The organism is Trichocoleus sp. AS-A1 (genome assembly GCF_039962015.1).
Lineage (GTDB): Bacteria > Cyanobacteriota > Cyanobacteriia > Cyanobacteriales > FACHB-T130 > FACHB-T130.
In genome coordinates, this window is the sequence record NZ_JAMPKG010000039.1 from 1 (window position 1) to 16,891 (window position 16,891).

Here is a 16,891-nt window from a genome sequence, read left to right on the forward strand (position 1 = left end):
TGTAAGTCTGGATACGGCATAGCACTCCTGAGGCTTCGATGCGGTTTCACTCTAATTGTGCCGCCTGCGAGCCCAAACTGGCACACTATCTTCCGATTCGTGCAGGAGGTCTAGTTTTCTAATGCGACTCCTGAGCCATGCCCAGCATTTCTCAATCCGATTGAAGTCTGGTGAGTAGGGCGGTAGATAAAGGACGCGGCACTCTGCCGCTTCAATCAGTTGGGCAACACGACCGCCTTTCTGGAAACGTGGCGTTATCGATAATCACCCACTGTCCGGGACGAAGTTGGGGAATCAAGCAGGTCTCTAGCCAAACTTCAAACACGGTGCGATTGCACGCGCCTTCAATGGTGAAGGGGGCAATCACTTCACCATCACGATAGCCCGCAATCATATTCACTCGTCCCTGCCGCCGACCCGACTTGAGGGCATAGAAGCGTTGTCCGACTGGCGCGTAGCCTTAGCCATAATTGTCCCGCTCATCCATGCCGGATTCATCGACATAGACCAGATGGGGTGCGTTAGGGTCGCCCAGTTGGGCTAAAAATGCTGCTCGTTTGGCTTCGTCTGTTTGGACATAGCCGTAGGTTTTTTTTTACGGCTGTGCTTAATCTTGGCGATGGCTCTGGATATCGTCGGTTGGCTTACCTCGCTGTCCCACAGTTGGGCCAGTTGACTCTGGGTTTTATCGCCATGCTGTTGGATAAACTCGCCAAACTTCTCCAAATCCTTGATCTTGAGTCTTTGTTGCGTCACGGGTCTGGCTTTCGGTTTGACCTCCCCCGTCTGGGCTTGGCGCTGACACCACAAGTTAATTGTGTTGCGACTAATGTTGAACAGTTGGCTGGCCTCACTTTTGTTGAGTCCATCCAACTCGATGGCCTGCATCACTTTTTGCCGAAAGTCATTGCTGTAAGGTCTAGCCATAGCCGGGGAAAGATGCATCAGGACTTCTCCAGCTTACGTCCTCACCTCTCTGCATGCAGCTATATCTCCTCTACCACTATATCTAGTGTGTCTGCGTAAGTCCTGAGAGTGTTAAACAATGCGATAAAAATGCGATCGCTTCTTTGATGATTCTTTTTTGAAAGAGAACGAAGGGGTGCTGTCACATAACAGCACCCCTTCTTCGTGAGTCAGATATTAGTTAGCTTGTGAGCGATGATTACTCGCCCAATTTCCGCTTCCCTACTGATTGTTACGCCAGCTAGCTTCATTCATGTCTTGCCAGACATCATCGAGTAGCGAGTCTGATGGGTTCTCTTCCTTTTCAGACAATTCTGGAAATTCCAGATCGTTCGCACCGAAACCTGATTCTCCGGTGAGATCCAGATCGTTCGCACCGAAACCTGATTCTCCGGTGAGATCCAGTTCGTCCGCACCAAAGGCTGATTCTCCGGTGAGATCCAGTTCGTCCACGGCGAAGGCTGATTCTGGTGCTATTGCCAAATCATCCCCACCAAAGGCTGCTTCTGGTGCCATTTCCAAATCATCCGTACCAAAGGCTGATTCTGGTGCCATTTCCAAATCATCCGCACCAAAGGCTGATTCTCCAGTGAGATCCAGATCGTCCGCACCAAAGGCTGCTTCTGGTGCCATTTCCAGTTCTTCCAAAGCGGATTCTGGCACTTCTATGAGAATTAACTCTTCCTCATAGATTAACGGTGCTTCGGCTCCAACTAACACTTCCTCATCCAAGGTGGCTGGGATCGGTGCCCTTTGTGGCTCACTGTCTTCAATGGTTGATGACTGCTGCGTCTGCGGATCTTCCGGGCAAAATTCCAAGCTAAATCTGACTTTCCCCTTTTGCCAGCCGTTGGAGCCGAATTTCAGCACTTCGCAAGGAATGCCTTGGTCGCTAAACCAGCCATCCTTTTCTTCTGTCCATCCACCTAAACCATATTCCAACTGCGTTCTGATTGCATCTGCGAATTCACCGACTCTGAATGTGCGGTGCCCAATTAAAATTTGGGAAGACTCATCCACAGAGAGAACTTCACCTTTGGCTAGCGAGTCGAACTGATTATCCACAACCATCTCCCCCGGTTGAATTGATAGTTTAAAGAGTTATTCCTTATTGGTCATTGGTCATCAGTCATTGCTAATGGCGAATAGCGAATTGTTAAAAGCCGTTCGCAAATTGACTAAAAGATCAAAAGAACCAACCGTAGCTGTGGAGTCCTTTTCCTAGTAAATTGACCCCAAGATAGCAAATCCAGACGACAACAAAGCCTGTCGCCGCCAAAATTGCCGGTCGTCTTCCTTGCCAGCCTTTGGTGATGCGGGCATGGAGATAAGCGGCAAATACCAACCAGGTAATCAGTGCCCAAGTTTCTTTGGGGTCCCAACTCCAGTAAGAACCCCAAGCTTCATTTGCCCAGACAGCACCGGCAATAATTCCAATCGTCAGGAGGGGAAATCCCAAACCGATGATGCGGTAGCTGATGTTATCTAAGGTTTCGGCAAGGCTCAGGCGCTGGGGCGAAAGGGTTGGTAATTCAGATACCCCTTCTTGGGAAGGCTGGGAGGTCACTAAATCGAGAACGGCTGTTTTGGTGCTGCCATTGCTTTCAAAAATACGCTCCACAGCAGAAGATGACTCGCTGGTTGCTCCTTGTGGCTGGGGCACGAAATCGCTGGCGCGTTGCAGACGGTAGGGGCGTGCCGGGTCATTTTTACTGCGAAATCCGCCGGTTCCGACAGAACTGCCTCGGAGTTCGACATTCTGACCGCCACTTACCACCAAGAAAGCGATCGCAAGCAGCGATCCCACCATCAGCGCGGCATAACTGAGCATCATGACGCTGACGTGCATCATCAGCCAGTTGGATTTTAGTGCCGGCACTAAAGGCTCTGACGACTGCATCGTAGATGGCAACGTCAAGGCGGCAAAAGCGGCGATCCCCATTGCAATGGGTGACGTGGCGACGCCTACTAAGCGGCTTTTGCTCATGTTTTCAGCAATCAGATGGATCGTGGTAATCCCCCAAGCTAGGAAGAAGAGGGATTCATAGAGATTGCTCAAAGGGAAGTAGCCCGCGTCCAGCCATCGTGCGCCCAGTAGAGCGGCAATGCAGAGGTTTGCGATCGCCATCCCTGCCGTCGATAAAGCCCACAGATAGGGGATGCCATTGAAAGCTGCTCCTATCCAGTACATCAACATCGTCGCAAACAGGACGGCGAAGGAGATATTATCTAACCCATTCTGGAGTGCAACCAGGTTCATCTTGTATTCTTTCCAGCAATTGTTATCTAAGTCGCTCACACAAGCGCCACTTTGATCCTATCGGTTCTGGTCGCTCTGAGGCTTGGTAGAATCACCCAGGTTTAGACAACTAATTGTTATTTTTTTTAACGCTGTCATCCTGCCAAGGTACGCCAAGGAATTATTGAGCTTTGCGAACCTTGGCGCGAACCTTGGCGAACCTTGAGATTGAAAACCGAAACTTTAAGGAGAAAGGCTAGGACTGGGAGAGAGACTGGCTTTCGGCGAAGGACTGGGATCTCCAACTTTCTTCATGTTGACGAAGATATCAAAGCGGCTACTGCGATCGCTACTGATGCCACCCGTGACGCCAATGGAGCGTATCGCGTTTGTAAAGATTTTTTGATTTGGATCGACTTGCGAGAGGGACAGATTCCCAGCGTTAATGGTACGGTCAACATCAATAAAAAATAGACCGTTCTTGTCATTGAGCTGCTGAGGAATCGCTTGTTTGAATAACTGGCTGTCCGCCAAAGTCGCTTGGGGTTTGGGGACGAGGGTACTAGCAACAGGTGCCCCTAATGTCAGGAAAGCAACATTACCATCTAACCAGCCGTGAGTGGCGGCTAAGCCACCGAGTTGCGATGTCCAATTGATGATGGGTTGACCGTTGAGCGTCGTTTCTTCTACCTGAAACTTATATTGCTGTGCCATCACCTCATCCAGCTGCTTGAGAGATTTTTCAGCTCTAGGGCGATCGCTTGTGTGCACCAGGAACGCCACGCCAGCACCTAAAATCGAGGGAGTTCCTGGAGGTGTGGGAATTAAAGCTAGAGAAAACTCGCCTTTCATCCAAGGCAGCAAATCTTGCTCTAAATCTTGACCCAATTTAGACCGAATCTCGGCCTTCATCTGTTCTGGGCTAACCCGGATCAGCGGATTCGCTTGGGCACCCTGGACGTAATCTTGCCACAACTGCTGCAAATTGCCACCAGTGGTCACAATCAAAGTATTGCCGGGGAGACGCCGATGCATACTTTTGGCGTTGTTTTCCACCACATACTTTGTCTCGCTATTCGGCTTCAGCCAAGACACTCCTTTAAACAGAAGTCCCTCTGGTTCCAGTGTCACCGTCGCGCCGACTCCCTGCCTTTGTTGAACCGAGGCAAGATTTTGGGGAGAAAGCGATCGCGCCGAATAGGTGGCTGCCATTGCTGTTGCCACGGGCACATTAAAATACACTTTGGCAAACGGCGCACCCGCTTTAATCTTTCCCAAAGCCTCTGTGTAGCCTGGAGTATCCGCTAGGGAGGCCCCGCCTTTATAAGCGTCAATGACGCGCTCCGTCCCTTTCGGATCGGTGCTAACAATTAAGGAACGCTCTAGCAGCGTCGTTGAGAATTTCTGGGCGGGACTGCCTTGGGTTTCTCGAATCTTGATGCCTTTGTAAATGCGTTCAACAAACTTGCTAGAGGTCGGGTTTCTATATTTTTCTAGCGCTTGCTTTGCTTGCAGAGGATTTTCAATCGGCAATACCATCACCACCGATTGTTGACCAACCGGGACAGCATTGGGATTCTGGGGTAACTGCTGTGACAAAAAAGCGATCGTGACTTCTTTACCCACCCAAGGCTTGATATCTTGCTGGTAGTTGTAGCCGTTAGCAGTGAGGAGATTTTTTTCCAGTTCGGCGAGTTGTTTGCCAAATGCGGATTGGCTAGCGGGAGTGCCATATTGCCGCAGTTGCTGCCATTGCTTTTCATCAGTCGAGACTGACACGGCGAGCAAGGTATCCTGGGGAACCATCTCGGCACCCACCGGGACATCAGCCTGAAATAGATTCCGCTGCATCAGCAGCCAGTAAGTTACTGCGCCGCCAGCAATCAGCAACACGGCAGCTGCCACAGTCAGAAGGGAACGTTGATTTTTCTGAGGCATAAACCAAGTCAAGAGTCGTAGGAGCTTTCGCATTCGGGCGAGCTATCTTGAGCAACAACCGACTGATTCGGATGCCAATGCTGTGCAACGCTGACGCCCGGATCTGAGTCGAGCCAAATATTAACTGCCCGCTCAGGAGAGAACAGCAACCGTGTCCCTCTTTAGCACTCTGTAGAGTGTATCCCGTTGTTGGTAAGGACGCCCTAATGAACGAATCGCTTCCTGCAAAGTTTCCACTTCCATGCAGGTGCCACCCACTGCCCCAGCCATTGTTGTAATATGCTCCTCCATTAAGGTGCCGCCGATGTCATTGCAGCCCCATTTCAGGGCTTCCACCGCACCTGCAAGACCGAGTTTCACCCAGCTGGGTTGATGGTTGGGAATCCAATTTCCTAAGAAAATTCGCGCCACAGCAGTCAGCAACAGGGCGTCTTCTAGAATTGGTTGATCTCGCCCCACCCGACGACGCAGGGGTTTGGGGGCTTCTTGTCCAACGAAAGGTAATAGGATAAATTCACTAATCCGGGCAGGATATCCTTGGGTAACAGCAGTTTGTTGGAGCGATCGCAACTTGTCTAAATGCTGTATCCGCTGTTCTGGTGTCTCAATATGACCCGAAAGCATGGTACTAGTGGTTGGCATTCCCAACTTGTGTGCTGTTCCCACAATTTCCAGCCAAGTTGCGGTATCCAGCTTTTCCGGACAAAGGACGCGCCGCACTTCATCGTTCAAAACTTCCGCCGCCGTCCCTGGCATTGAGCCAACACCGGCATCTCGCAGCGCCGCAATCACCGACTCGTAGCTAAGACCATCTTCCCTAGCAATAAATTGCACTTCCTGGGGGGAGAAGGCGTGTAGGTGCAGTTGGGGAAATTCCTCTTTGATTGTCTTCACCAGTTGCAGGTAATAAGGCAAAGAAGCACCATTAATTTTTGCCCCAATATGGAGTCCCCCCTGCATACAAATCTCCGTCGCCCCCCGCCGGACTCCATCAGCCGCTTTTTCCAAAATTTGGGGACTCTCTAACCAAAATGCGCCTTCTTCGTCTTCATCCCGGCGAAAGGCGCAGAAACTACAGTGCTGTTCGCAGATATTGGTGAAGTTAATATTGCGATTGATTACGTAGGTGACAGCCTCACCCGCTTGCCTGAGTCGCAGCTTGTCAGATGTTTCCCGAATCGCTGACTGGACATCTGGATCGGTTTGCTTTAATAGTACAACTCCCTCTTCTTGTGACAAATCGCCACCTGCCAGGGCACCCTCAAGAATGGCATCAACAGTTTTAGTCGTCACAGCACTTCCCGGTAAAGTAGGTCACTCTTCTCAATTTTGGCAGTAAATGTTTTTTCTGGGAGTTCGCTAGTAGCGCCAGCAGTCAGTTTCACGGGTTCATCGGGTAGCGAAATTCGCTCTAAACTCAAAATTGTGCTTAAGTTTTCACCAAGCCTCTAGGTTGTTCTCTAGAATGACCAAAATTAGCGAAACACCGAGCAATTTAATGGTATGAAATAGAAATTATTTATAATTGGACACCCATGAGCGCGGTAGCAAATCGGCTGGAGAAAGGCGAACCTATTTTTGGGATTTCCTGATTTCACGTAAATAGCTGATTTTTGCAATACCCAAGTAAAGGGTTGGTTGGTAAAAATTGTGGAAGGAATCTCTACCTCAATGTGAGCCTGTTGTGAATATTGTCTTCAATATTAATGCTAGTAAATTGAGGGAATAGAAAATGAGAAAGTATATGTTAAAAACATGGAGAAACGTTACATTCAATCATAGCGATTCTGATAGAAAAGCTAAAATAAACCAATATAGATTTTCCTTACTCGTTATTCTGGCGAGCGTTTTATTTTCATTGTTTTTGCAATCGCAACTCCCAAATGATGTCTTTTTTAGTGGAGATGCTGGGCTTAAAGCTTTGTTAGCGAAACAATTTAGCAGCGGGCAGTTTCGCTTTGACCTGAACTTACCTGTAGAAGACTGGGTTCGGAATCTTTGGCAAAGTGGATTATACCCGTTTCAAGAACCGTTTGTCTATAACAGATTTGGTCAGTACTTCATCACCTTTCCGTTTACTTTTCCCCTTGTTACCGCACCTTTCCAAGCGCTTTTCGGCTATAGAGGATTATACGTCGTTCCCTTGATTGCAACTTGGGCTGTATGGGTAAGTTTTTATTTTGCTTGCAGACGGTCGTACCAGACTCCCAATCAGGATGTTGACTATGTTGAGAAATATTGGAGTCGCTTGAGTCTGGCACTAATGATGTAGATGTGGGCTTGATTGGGGTAAAAATTGAAATGAGGCAGCCTGAATGCTGACTAAAAGATAGGCGCTAAAAACGATTTCCCACCACCGTTCAATACTTTCATAGTCAGTCAATCGAAAATCCGCCCAGCCTAGTTCATTTTTAACTTGCTTAAAACCATATTCAATCCAGTTTCGTAAACTATATAACTGAGCTATATTCGGTGACAAATCAATTGAGAAATTGGTCATAATGTACCAACTTTCCTCTCCGGTTGGGTCGGGAGTATTCGTCTTACTAATTTGGTAATATCTCCGGCGGTGACGTTTGCCAAAAATAATTTCTCTCAGGTAACGAGTTCCGGTTGGGCGGTGCAAAAGCCTTTGCTGATAAGCTTTCCATCGGTTATAACGTTTTCGGCTGCCGGGCGGCATCAACACTCCATGATTGGAGCGAATTGCGACGATAAACATCATTTGTAACTTCTCTATGCAGCTAATTACATCTCCACTTTCTCCGTAGAGGCTATCTGCTAAAACTAACTTGATTTTAAATCTCCATTCTTTCAACTCTTGAATCATATCTATTGCTATTTTGGGTTTGGTTTTATATTTATCTCCTGGTTTCAGGCGGTTTTTTGGTTTAAATATTTGAAAGAGCAATGGATAAGTAATTCCATCTACTACCCCATAGGCGTTTACTGACACTATTCCATTTTCGGTTTTACCTAAATTCCCAATATATTGACGAGTTACATATTCTGTAGCTTTGCCCTTTTTTTTATCCCCGGTTTCGTCCATACATAAAATTATTTCTCTTTCCCCAATCAATATCTTTGTTAACCACAGCCTCATTTCTCTTAATTTTTTTGTATCCCACTGTGCATCTCTCAAAAAATAATGTAATGATTGACTAGATTTTAACCCTACTGTTTTCGCTATTTTTGGCAAGGATTTTTGGGGGATTTCTGATAGCATCCCTAAGTGTAAATACTTGAATGCTTCAAAATGCCTGACATCCTCAAATATCGAATAATAGTGTTGACAATAGTTATCGATGAAGCCAACTGTATTTACTGCTTCTCTACGTGGCGTAACCATTGCTGTTACTTACTATTTTTGGTTTCCTTCCTGATTATCCTCTCCCCCTAATAACAAAAGAGGGCTTATATCAAATTCCTAAATGCCTGCTACAGATAAAGCTTCTAAAATAAATTGCCATCCTGTCAAAGAAGCAATGACTTGGTTACTTAATTGGCTCAAAATTTTTTGTACAGAATCTCTCAAGCCTTGTAAGTTGTCAAAAGTTTTCCATGTGAGTTGCTCTTTGAGATACTCCCACAACCTTTCAATCGGATTAACTTCTGGGCTATAGGGCGGTTGAAACAGTAAAATCATATTCTCAGGTATACTTAAAGTTAAAGACTGGTGAAATCCACCATTATCAATTTGAATAATATGTAAATCTGACGGGTAAGTTTGAGCAAATAAATCGAGAAATTTCCCAAAACAAACGGTATCTAGATGAGTAAACTCATAAAAAAAGCTTGTACCTGTTGTCGGCTCAACTAACCCGTAAAGCCACAAATAGAGAAAATCCCATTGAACTGTTCCCTTAGGCTTAATTCCTTTGCCCGTTAATTTCCTTCTTTGAACAGTATGCAGACCCATCCGGCTTTCGTCTTGACACCAGTAACGAATAGTTGACCACTGGCAAAAAAAGCTTGCACTCTGGCTCATACGTGCTTTGATTAGTTCAGGCAGTTTTTTTTAAACTCTTCTACTACTCCTTCTTTTTGTTTGATACTTACGGGACGTGGCACTTTTAATTTTCCTTGGAGTCGATAGCGTACCCATTGATGTACTGTCCGATAAGATACTTGTAAGTCGCAACAGCTTGACAGCTATTTTTGGACTTCTTGATAACTCTCAAATCCTTCGGGGTCTTGGAGTTCTACTTCTAGCTTTTCTACTATCTCATGTGTCATGAGTCTCGGTCTTCTTGTACTTTTTTTTCTGTTAATAGTTCCTCTAATCCTCCCTGGCGATAGCTAGTCAACCATCTTTGTACTGTTGTGCGATGCCTCCCTAAGAACACAGCTATTGCTGACACACTGTCTACTGTTTTTGTTTTCAACCAGTATAAAGCTTGTAGTTTTTCTTTCTCTTCTACCTTCTCGGCTTTCAATAAAAGAGCTTTTAAAGTTTCTTTCGATTCTACTATGTCAATTTTGACGACTCCTAACATGGTCAATCTATTCTCCTTAACTTTTCAGATTAAGTGTAGTAGTATTTAATGAAATTGGTATAAGCCATTGCGTAATGCGGCGCTATACAAGTGCTTGTCTCCACTAAAACTTTATTTCACAACTTGAGATTTATCCCATGACTCACATTCTTCATCTTGATACAAGTTTGCGTTCTGCTTTAAAATCGGCGATCGCTTATTAAATATTCACTCCTCTGTCTGCACTAAAGCCACTTTGAGGTCAAATTTAATGATGGAACCGTTGGCGATTGGTACGGAAGAAGAAACCCAACAGGTAACTGCCATCATTTCCCACATGGTTCGACCAGGACGCGAACAGGGGTATGAGGAATGGTTGCATGGTATTGCGACGGCTGCCCACAAATTTAAAGGACATTTAGGCGTAAATGTGATTCGACCCTGCGATCAAGCTCACCCTGAATATGTGGCAATTGTCAGATTCGATCGATACAGTAACCTCAAAACATGGATTGAATCGGATATTCGGCGGGAATGGCTTGAGCGATTGCAGTCATTGATTGAAAAGCCTGAAACGATTCAAACTCTAACAGGGTTAGAAACGTGGTTTACTCTCCCAAGTAAGCCAATGCAGGCTCGACCCCCTCGCTACAAAATGGTACTGGTGACGTGGTTGGGAGTATTTCTCACTCTCTCTATCCTGAATCCTATGCTGGCACCGCTACTGTCTGAGTTGCCTGTATTGCTCAAGCAACTGATTAGCACAGGGATCGCTGTTGTTTTGCTTACCTACCTGGTCATGCCGCGTTTAACACAACTATTTCGCAAATGGTTGTATCCCATTCCATAAGATGAGATGAATTTGTTGCGATCGCTGCGGCGACCGGGACAATCAGTTTAGCTTGATGAGTTTGAGCGAAGCGGGATTACCAGCGGTCAGTTGCAGCGCTACATCAACGAAGATGGACTACGAGGAATTCAAAATTTAGATGCGAACTGACAAGTCAGCGCTTCGCTATCGCTGCCAGTCTTCTCCAACTCAAACCTCAAAATCCAATCTCTCCCCCACTGTTAAGCGAGTTCCATTCGCAAAGTCCCAACCAGACTGAGGGCGTTTTCCAGCCATCTGTATTTCTCGCAATAGCAACAGTCCATCGCCAGTTTGAACAATTGGGCCAAATCCTTTGGCAATGCTCACCACCTCGCCTGGATGTGCCGAACCAGAGGACAAGGAAGACCAATCCGATAGCGCCTTTAATTCTGGGACGATTTGCCAGTAAGCCGCTCCTAGAGGGGCAGTGGCGCTGATTTTGAGAGGATTCCCCCGAAATGTTGCCACACAATCCGGGAAAAATCCTCTGACTTGGTTATGTAATGCGATCGCGCTTTTCGACCAATCAAGACAATAATCCGGTTTTTTAATCAGCGGCGCATAAGTCGCCTGCGATTCATCTTGGGGGATTGGTTCAATTTCCTGGCGTTCCAGCTTCAGGAGGGTTTCTACTAATAAATCTGCCCCAATCTCGGAAAGCTTTTGCGCCAAATCTTGAGCATTATCCAACAGTCCAATCGGCGTATTAGCTTTTAGCAGCACTGCCCCCGTATCCATCCCCGCATCCATTAGCATCGTTGCGATCCCCGTTTCTGTCTCGCCATGATAGAGGCACCACTGGATGGGAGCAGCACCCCGATACTTGGGTAATATCGAGCCGTGTACGTTGATGCAACCCAATTTGGGCATATCTAGAATTTGTTGGGACAAAATTTGTCCGTATGCCACCACGACAAAAACATCTGCATTTGTCTGTTTTAGCTGAGCGAGCGTTTCCTCGTCTTTTTTAATCCGGTGCGGTTGCCAAACAGGTAGCTGATGCGCCAAGGCGACTGATTTAACGGGAGAAGGCATCATTTGGTTGCCCCGTCCCCGACGTTTATCCGGCTGCGTCACAACGCCTAAAACTTCAAATTCTGGATTACCGAGTAACCGTTCTAAAGTAGGGACGGCAAATTGTGGGGTGCCAAAAAATATGACTTTCATTTCCTTAGGGAACGGTAATTGGTAATTGGTCTTGATTGAAAAGCCATTTTTCTCTTAACCATTAGCAAAAAAGTAAAAACTAAGGGTTAATAATCGCAATTTCGATGCGGCGGTTTCGTTGTCGGTTGGTATCGCTATTATTTTCTACTAAGGAAAAAGATTCGCCGTAACCAACAACAATCATGCGATATTTTTTCTCCAAAGCAGTGAATAAATACTGCTCAGCAGCTTGGGCGCGTCGGAACGATAGCGCTTGATTGTCTGTGGCTTCACCATTGTCATCGGTGTGAGCAGCAATTTGAATTGTGGCACCTGGGTAGTTCCGTAAATCGGCGATGACATTGTCTAAAATTACGGGTGCCTGTGGTAGCAGAACACTATCGCTGTCTTTAAATAATAAGTCGCTAGGTAGGGTGACTTTCAAAGCATCCGATGGTAGAGAAACCCTAGAAGCGGTAGTGACTTGATTGGAATTGGGAACGCGATCGCCTTGAAGTTGCTGGGAGATTTCTTGTAGACGTGCGGCGAGGGGTTCGCTGGAACTCTGGCGACCGACTTGGGTTTCCAGTTTAGTCGTGCGATCGCGCAGTGCTTGCAATTGCGCCTGTAACTGTTGCAGCTCTGCTTCCAGTTGCCGTCTTTGTTCCGCACTCAGTTCTACTGGCGGACTGGCGCTGGTGACAGCAGGGGACGGCTTAAAAGTAGAGGAGGCGGTGGATGTCTCTAGTTTGGCGCGGCGCAGCACTTTCACAACTAGGGGCACCTCTGGCGTCAGGTCGGGAAAGACTCCCGCGAGGACGAGACCGAACAGCCACGCCAAGCCACCTCCCACCCCCAGCAACAGCACTCGCCAGAGTAAAACCAGTAAAAACCTCCCAATGCCTGTAGATTGGCGAGGAGAAGTGTTATCGGCAAATGGTGCTTCTTGTTTTGTCACCCGTTTTCCTATTTTTATCCAGACAACAGATTAACACTCGATAATGCGATTAAGCTTTTTTCGTTGTCCGAGGCAATAAAAATGGGCGATCGCATTATTAACTTGCGCGAAGAGACATTTGGGAATACTTTTGGGATATAACCCTGGAGTGCCGTTGTGATGTTATTAGGTAGCCCTCAGTCACTGTCTAGGCAAGTATGTAGAAATCAGTCAACCTGCCCCCAAGAAAATTTCTTGCCTTAGATTAATTTTTAATCGCTTTTCGACCGTCTTGTGGAAAAATATCATAACAAGAGCGATAAGGTGTTTCACCCATCAAGCCGGATTCATTGAGATATGATAAATTTTTTTACATCTTTTGTTTTTTTTGACAGGTTTTGTGGATATACATATAGATATAGGGACGCTGCACCGTTCCTTGGGCGTTGCTCCTCACACAAGAAACGCCGTTTAGCAACCCCACCCCCAATCAATGTTCATTCGCCTCTTCCGCTCAGGATGGTGCTCTAATCAACCATACCTTCCGCTTATTGCGGCTGCGCTGCTGATGGCTCCTAGCTCATTTGCCTTAGCTGGCACGGCTGCGTCTACAATCGCAGGTCCCTCTACCATGCAATATCCGCAAGCCCGAAAGGAATTATCTGAAGCTGCTCCCGACATGACTCAAGCAGTAGTGCAAATCGACCCCCTCGATAGCCCTCATCCCGTCCCGTGGAATTGGGTAATGACTACTCATGCAGAAGTTACCGCCAACGGCGGCACTGGGGTACGTTACTATCGCAGTCCCTCTTTAGTGTCTCCTGATGGTCAGTATGCTGCTTACAGCCGGATTCAGTTGCAGGTGCAACCGGAGTTGTACCAATGCCGCATTTCCAGCGTCATGTTTGTAGAAAATTTGAGGACAGGGGATTTACGAACGATCTCGGCGTCTTCTCCTTTGGCTGACAATCCCTTTGTCAGTAACGAAGAAGCGGATATGCCGGGGATCATCGCCATCTTGATCCCCATTTCGTGGTCGGCGAAAGGCGATCGCGTCTTAGCACGGCAATTTGAAGGTTTATTTAGTACGTCCGATGCTTCTGACTATGCCGTTGTTTGGGATCGTCAGCAGAATCGTACTACGACTCTCTCTCCTGACCGCGATGATTACACCAACGCGGTGTTGTTAGGCTGGAGTCAAACTAATCCCGACCAAGTGCTGTTTCGAGCAGGCGAATTGGGCGAGGAAGAGTGGCCTTTGTGGGCTGTTGATTTGAAGGGTCAAACCGTAGCCGCAATTGAGGATCAACCCCTCATTTTTGGTCAAACGATTACCCATTCTTGGGCAGGGCCACAGGCTCATTTCTAAAGGAACAAAATCAAGGATGAAGGATGAAAAAGATTGAAGGTGACAGAAAAAGTTTTTTACTCATACTGTCAGCCGGAATTTTAAACTTCATCCTTCTTTTTTTCTGATAAATCTAGCTTAGAGTTGCCAATATTTATATATTTTTAAATTAAATTTTGATTAAATCTTTGATTAAGTCTAAACGATTTAAACGAGTCTTTTTAAGAGTTCTCGTTAGCCTGACTTTTTTGCTTTTGGGTTCGGGATTTTTTATTTATTATACATTAAAAAATTCTGCTTACAAAAACAATATATCAAATTATGAAATTTACCTCAAAAATCAATTAAATCAACCAAATTCTTATCCGGTTAATTATCCTATCTCATCGAGTGTTTATCAACCCGTCAGCGTGTGGACAGGACGCCTAATATTACTACCGAAAGAGCAGAGACAGCTTAGAAAATCGGTGCTTTTTGAAGTTTATAATGCTGATTCGGCGCATCAGAATCTAGTAGGAAAAATTGTAAATTTAGAATGGAGCCGGGACGCAGAAGTGCAAAGATTTGTCCAGGCTGTAACGCAAGATGTCAAATTTATTCAGGCAACTGAAGATAGTAAAAAAACGGGGAATTTGCATCCTGACCGATTAAACAATTGGCAAAATGTCGATCCCTTAGAATCCTTGGCTGGGGCGCGACCTCAAGATGATGTCGTCGTGGAACTCAAAAACCCTGTAGTTGTCACCAATCACCAAAAAGAACGCCCCTCGCTGAAGATTGCCCAAGAACCCGTACAAGTCACGGGTCGGATTTATGCTTTAGTGACAATTATTAAAAGAGAGGAAGCAGATAGCGTTAGCGCAACGTCTTCTTCGGATCGTTTTGTTGTACGTCACTTTAATAAAAAAACAAAACAATTTGATGGACCTTTAGAAACCATTCGGATTCCTCAAGTGCCATCTGACCGCAATGGAATTTCTCGGTCAACAAATCGAGGAATTGAAAAGTCTCCCCTCAATCCAGTGGGCTGGTACATTTATGGGGCAAAAAATGCTGAGGAAATCTTTGTTACCCAGGCAATTGAACCCCGCGCCTTGATGCGTTTGCAACCAGATGAAGTGCGGATAAATCGGAAATCTGCTAATTCCTATCTGAAAAAAGAACTTTGGAAAGGTACTGAAGGTCAAAAAGGAACCGCCAAGATAGTTTTACTCGATCCAAAAAGTCAACAATTTAACGAGGCGGTATCGAAATGGCGCGAGGGAGATAAGGCAATTGTCCTTCATACATATGGTGGAATTGGGGGTAAAAAACCCGAACCCGAACCGCTGGGCGTAGTTACGGGACATTTTGCTTATGGCATTGCGACAGTCGTGCGCGATCGCTTCACGGATGAGTTACGCTTTGACATCGAGTATCGGCAAGTTTACGCCCATAACCCTGATGGCATTATTGCTGGGACAATGAAATGGTCTACTTACATGGGAGATTTACAGCGGGGTTGGGTGGGAAATCGACCTGTATCCGATGCGATCGTCAAGCTAGATGCTGTGACGCAAGATTATGATTTTGATGGCATCCAACTGTCACCCATGAAAGAATTTATGCGCCAGTTGGATATCATGATGGCACGCTACCGGATTGGAGATGGAACGGGTAGTTCAGTAGTGACACCCTCAACTTCTTGCGTACAAGATGCTAACCAAGCGCTTTTTGTGACAATTAAGCAGGTAGAGAAACAGGTGGCGTCGAATCCTCGCATTCAAGAGTGGTTGCGGCGTCATCCCAGCGACACCCAAACCTTACGATTTCAGCAACTCGTGAAATTAGGGCGATCGCTTGAAAAGCAATTAGCACCCCTAGGGATTATTCGTTCCGATTGGCAAGAAAACGCTGAGAATTTAGCAGGAACCAGGACAGCGGACGGCACCCTTACCACTGTCTTGAAGGCAGCAACAACTTGGCGAACCATGTTACCTCGACGGGCGCATGATGAAATTGCCACGATTTTGTTAAATAATGGAGCCGCTTTGTGGGTAATTCGGACGAACCAAGTGGGGGGATTTAATCCAGATATTGTGCCTCGTGCCCCTACGGCACTTTTAGGGCACCGCACGAATTGAAGGTTTCTGATTAGTAAGAGATTTGTTTACAAACCGCCTTAGCGTTCGCGTAGCGGCGCGGATGCGCGTTAGCGCTTTAGGCGCAGAGGGCGCAGAGGAAGAGTGAGAAGAGGAGGTTAATCTGAATGCGATCGCTACTCGTCTGTTTTATCTAGAGGATTTTGAAGGCGCTTCCGTTCTATCTCTTCTAAAGCTTTTCGAGGATCGCTACGGCGACGACGATACCAAGTCGCGCCCCCAACCAACATCGCGATTAATAGCAAGGCACCAATTAAGGGCAAGAAATCACCCGTTTTTAGCGCCCGTAAGCCGTAACTTCCTAACATTACAAATGGCAACACTCCGGGGATGGTTCCGAGAATGGTTCCTAGTAGATAATCCCGAAAGCGAATTGAAGTCAAACCAGCGGCAAAATTAACTAAGCCGTAAGGAATCACGGGCTGTAGGCGGATGGCAAACATATAGAATAAGCCACCCTGAATCATCTCCGCATCAATCGCTTGCAAGCGTCCACCCAACTTTTGAACGACAAATTCACGCCCCACCGTGCGCGTAAAGGCAAAAGCCACTACAGCCGCAATCACGGCGGCAATACTCGTCCAAAGCGTCCCCAACCAAGGGCCAAAAATTGCGCCACTGGTGAGATTTAGTGCTGTTGAAGGCAAGATTAACAGTGTCGCCACGGTGTAGAAAACAATATAAATAATTGGTGCCCAGATGCCAGCTTTGTTCAGCCATGTTTGGAGTTGAGCTGGATCGATGCCTCCTAAAAAATATACTGCGAGTCCTGTTACTACAATGCAGACGATAGTTAATAGGAAAATGCCACTTTTAGCGTTCAACACAAA

At 46.4% G+C, this 16,891-nt stretch carries 18 protein-coding genes; 4 read left to right on the forward strand and 14 right to left on the reverse strand.

What is annotated here, in order from left to right; all coding sequences use genetic code 11:
- Window positions 1-51 precede the first annotated feature (51 nt).
- The 8 genes from NC994_RS22845 to NC994_RS22880 all read right to left on the reverse strand — a co-directional run bounded on the left by NC994_RS22845 (window position 52) and on the right by NC994_RS22880 (window position 6,564).
- The gene (locus NC994_RS22845; protein WP_347276925.1) at window positions 52-258 is read right to left on the reverse strand and encodes a transposase; all 207 of its coding nucleotides are present in this window, start codon (window positions 256-258) and stop codon (window positions 52-54) included.
- Window positions 212-400, reverse strand: a complete 189-nt coding sequence (locus NC994_RS22850) for a hypothetical protein (protein WP_347276922.1) — start codon at window positions 398-400, stop codon at window positions 212-214. The genes NC994_RS22845 and NC994_RS22850 overlap by 47 nt, the downstream gene beginning before the upstream one ends.
- 140 nt (window positions 401-540) lie before the next feature.
- Window positions 541-945: an IS630 transposase-related protein gene (locus NC994_RS22855; protein WP_277881116.1), complete on the reverse strand. Its 405-nt coding sequence runs from the start codon at window positions 943-945 to the stop codon at window positions 541-543.
- A gap of 243 nt (window positions 946-1,188) precedes the next feature.
- Window positions 1,189-2,031, reverse strand: a complete 843-nt coding sequence (locus tag NC994_RS22860) for a KGK domain-containing protein (RefSeq protein ID WP_190431638.1) — start codon at window positions 2,029-2,031, stop codon at window positions 1,189-1,191.
- A gap of 121 nt (window positions 2,032-2,152) precedes the next feature.
- Entirely contained in the window at window positions 2,153-3,226 is a 1,074-nt protein-coding gene (gene ccsB, locus NC994_RS22865) for a c-type cytochrome biogenesis protein CcsB (RefSeq protein WP_190430387.1), read from the reverse strand.
- Between the two features lie 222 nt (window positions 3,227-3,448).
- Window positions 3,449-5,143, reverse strand: a complete 1,695-nt coding sequence (locus tag NC994_RS22870; protein ID WP_190431641.1) for a DUF3352 domain-containing protein — start codon at window positions 5,141-5,143, stop codon at window positions 3,449-3,451.
- A 132-nt stretch (window positions 5,144-5,275) separates the two neighbouring features.
- Window positions 5,276-6,436, reverse strand: coding sequence for a 7,8-didemethyl-8-hydroxy-5-deazariboflavin synthase subunit CofH (gene cofH, locus NC994_RS22875; protein ID WP_190431644.1), 1,161 nt, complete (start codon window positions 6,434-6,436; stop codon window positions 5,276-5,278).
- A complete protein-coding gene (locus tag NC994_RS22880) occupies window positions 6,433-6,564 on the reverse strand; it encodes a hypothetical protein (protein ID WP_277878891.1) in 132 nt (43 codons plus the stop codon). The genes cofH and NC994_RS22880 overlap by 4 nt, the downstream gene beginning before the upstream one ends.
- A gap of 443 nt (window positions 6,565-7,007) precedes the next feature.
- On the opposite strand from NC994_RS22880, the gene NC994_RS22885 reads away from it, so the two are divergent.
- Entirely contained in the window at window positions 7,008-7,415 is a 408-nt protein-coding gene (locus NC994_RS22885) for a hypothetical protein (protein ID WP_190431647.1), read from the forward strand.
- On the opposite strand, the gene NC994_RS22890 is transcribed toward NC994_RS22885, so the two are convergent.
- The 3 genes from NC994_RS22890 to NC994_RS22900 all read right to left on the reverse strand — a co-directional run bounded on the left by NC994_RS22890 (window position 7,404) and on the right by NC994_RS22900 (window position 9,639).
- Window positions 7,404-8,492, reverse strand: coding sequence for an IS701 family transposase (locus NC994_RS22890; RefSeq protein WP_190431649.1), 1,089 nt, complete (start codon window positions 8,490-8,492; stop codon window positions 7,404-7,406). The genes NC994_RS22885 and NC994_RS22890 overlap by 12 nt on opposite strands.
- 78 nt (window positions 8,493-8,570) lie before the next feature.
- On the reverse strand, window positions 8,571-9,062 hold the full coding sequence (locus tag NC994_RS22895) for an IS630 family transposase (RefSeq protein WP_190431650.1): 492 nt from the start codon (window positions 9,060-9,062) through the stop codon (window positions 8,571-8,573).
- Between the two features lie 313 nt (window positions 9,063-9,375).
- A complete protein-coding gene (locus NC994_RS22900) occupies window positions 9,376-9,639 on the reverse strand; it encodes a helix-turn-helix domain-containing protein (protein WP_190431652.1) in 264 nt (87 codons plus the stop codon).
- Window positions 9,640-9,892: 253 nt separating this feature from the next.
- On the opposite strand from NC994_RS22900, the gene NC994_RS22905 reads away from it, so the two are divergent.
- The gene (locus tag NC994_RS22905) at window positions 9,893-10,468 is read left to right on the forward strand and encodes an antibiotic biosynthesis monooxygenase (protein WP_190431708.1); all 576 of its coding nucleotides are present in this window, start codon (window positions 9,893-9,895) and stop codon (window positions 10,466-10,468) included.
- A 189-nt stretch (window positions 10,469-10,657) separates the two neighbouring features.
- On the opposite strand, the gene fmt is transcribed toward NC994_RS22905, so the two are convergent.
- Both fmt and NC994_RS22915 read right to left on the reverse strand, forming a co-directional pair.
- The gene (gene fmt / locus NC994_RS22910) at window positions 10,658-11,656 is read right to left on the reverse strand and encodes a methionyl-tRNA formyltransferase (RefSeq protein WP_190431654.1); all 999 of its coding nucleotides are present in this window, start codon (window positions 11,654-11,656) and stop codon (window positions 10,658-10,660) included.
- 79 nt (window positions 11,657-11,735) lie between these two features.
- Complete coding sequence (locus NC994_RS22915; protein WP_190431656.1) at window positions 11,736-12,593, reverse strand: OmpA family protein; 858 nt, start codon at window positions 12,591-12,593, stop codon at window positions 11,736-11,738.
- Window positions 12,594-13,251: 658 nt separating this feature from the next.
- Between NC994_RS22915 and NC994_RS22920 the strand changes: the two genes are divergently transcribed.
- Together NC994_RS22920 and NC994_RS22925 are read left to right on the forward strand one after the other, a co-directional pair.
- A complete protein-coding gene (locus NC994_RS22920) occupies window positions 13,252-13,941 on the forward strand; it encodes a hypothetical protein (protein ID WP_190410893.1) in 690 nt (229 codons plus the stop codon).
- A gap of 533 nt (window positions 13,942-14,474) precedes the next feature.
- Window positions 14,475-16,043: an abortive infection protein gene (locus NC994_RS22925; protein WP_347276575.1), complete on the forward strand. Its 1,569-nt coding sequence runs from the start codon at window positions 14,475-14,477 to the stop codon at window positions 16,041-16,043.
- A gap of 134 nt (window positions 16,044-16,177) precedes the next feature.
- Here the strand turns inward: NC994_RS22925 and NC994_RS22930 are convergent, their stop codons facing one another.
- Window positions 16,178-16,888 carry a VTT domain-containing protein gene (locus tag NC994_RS22930; RefSeq protein WP_190431658.1) on the reverse strand — a complete coding sequence of 237 codons (711 nt, stop codon included), beginning with the start codon at window positions 16,886-16,888 and terminating at the stop codon, window positions 16,178-16,180.
- Window positions 16,889-16,891: the final 3 nt, after the last annotated feature.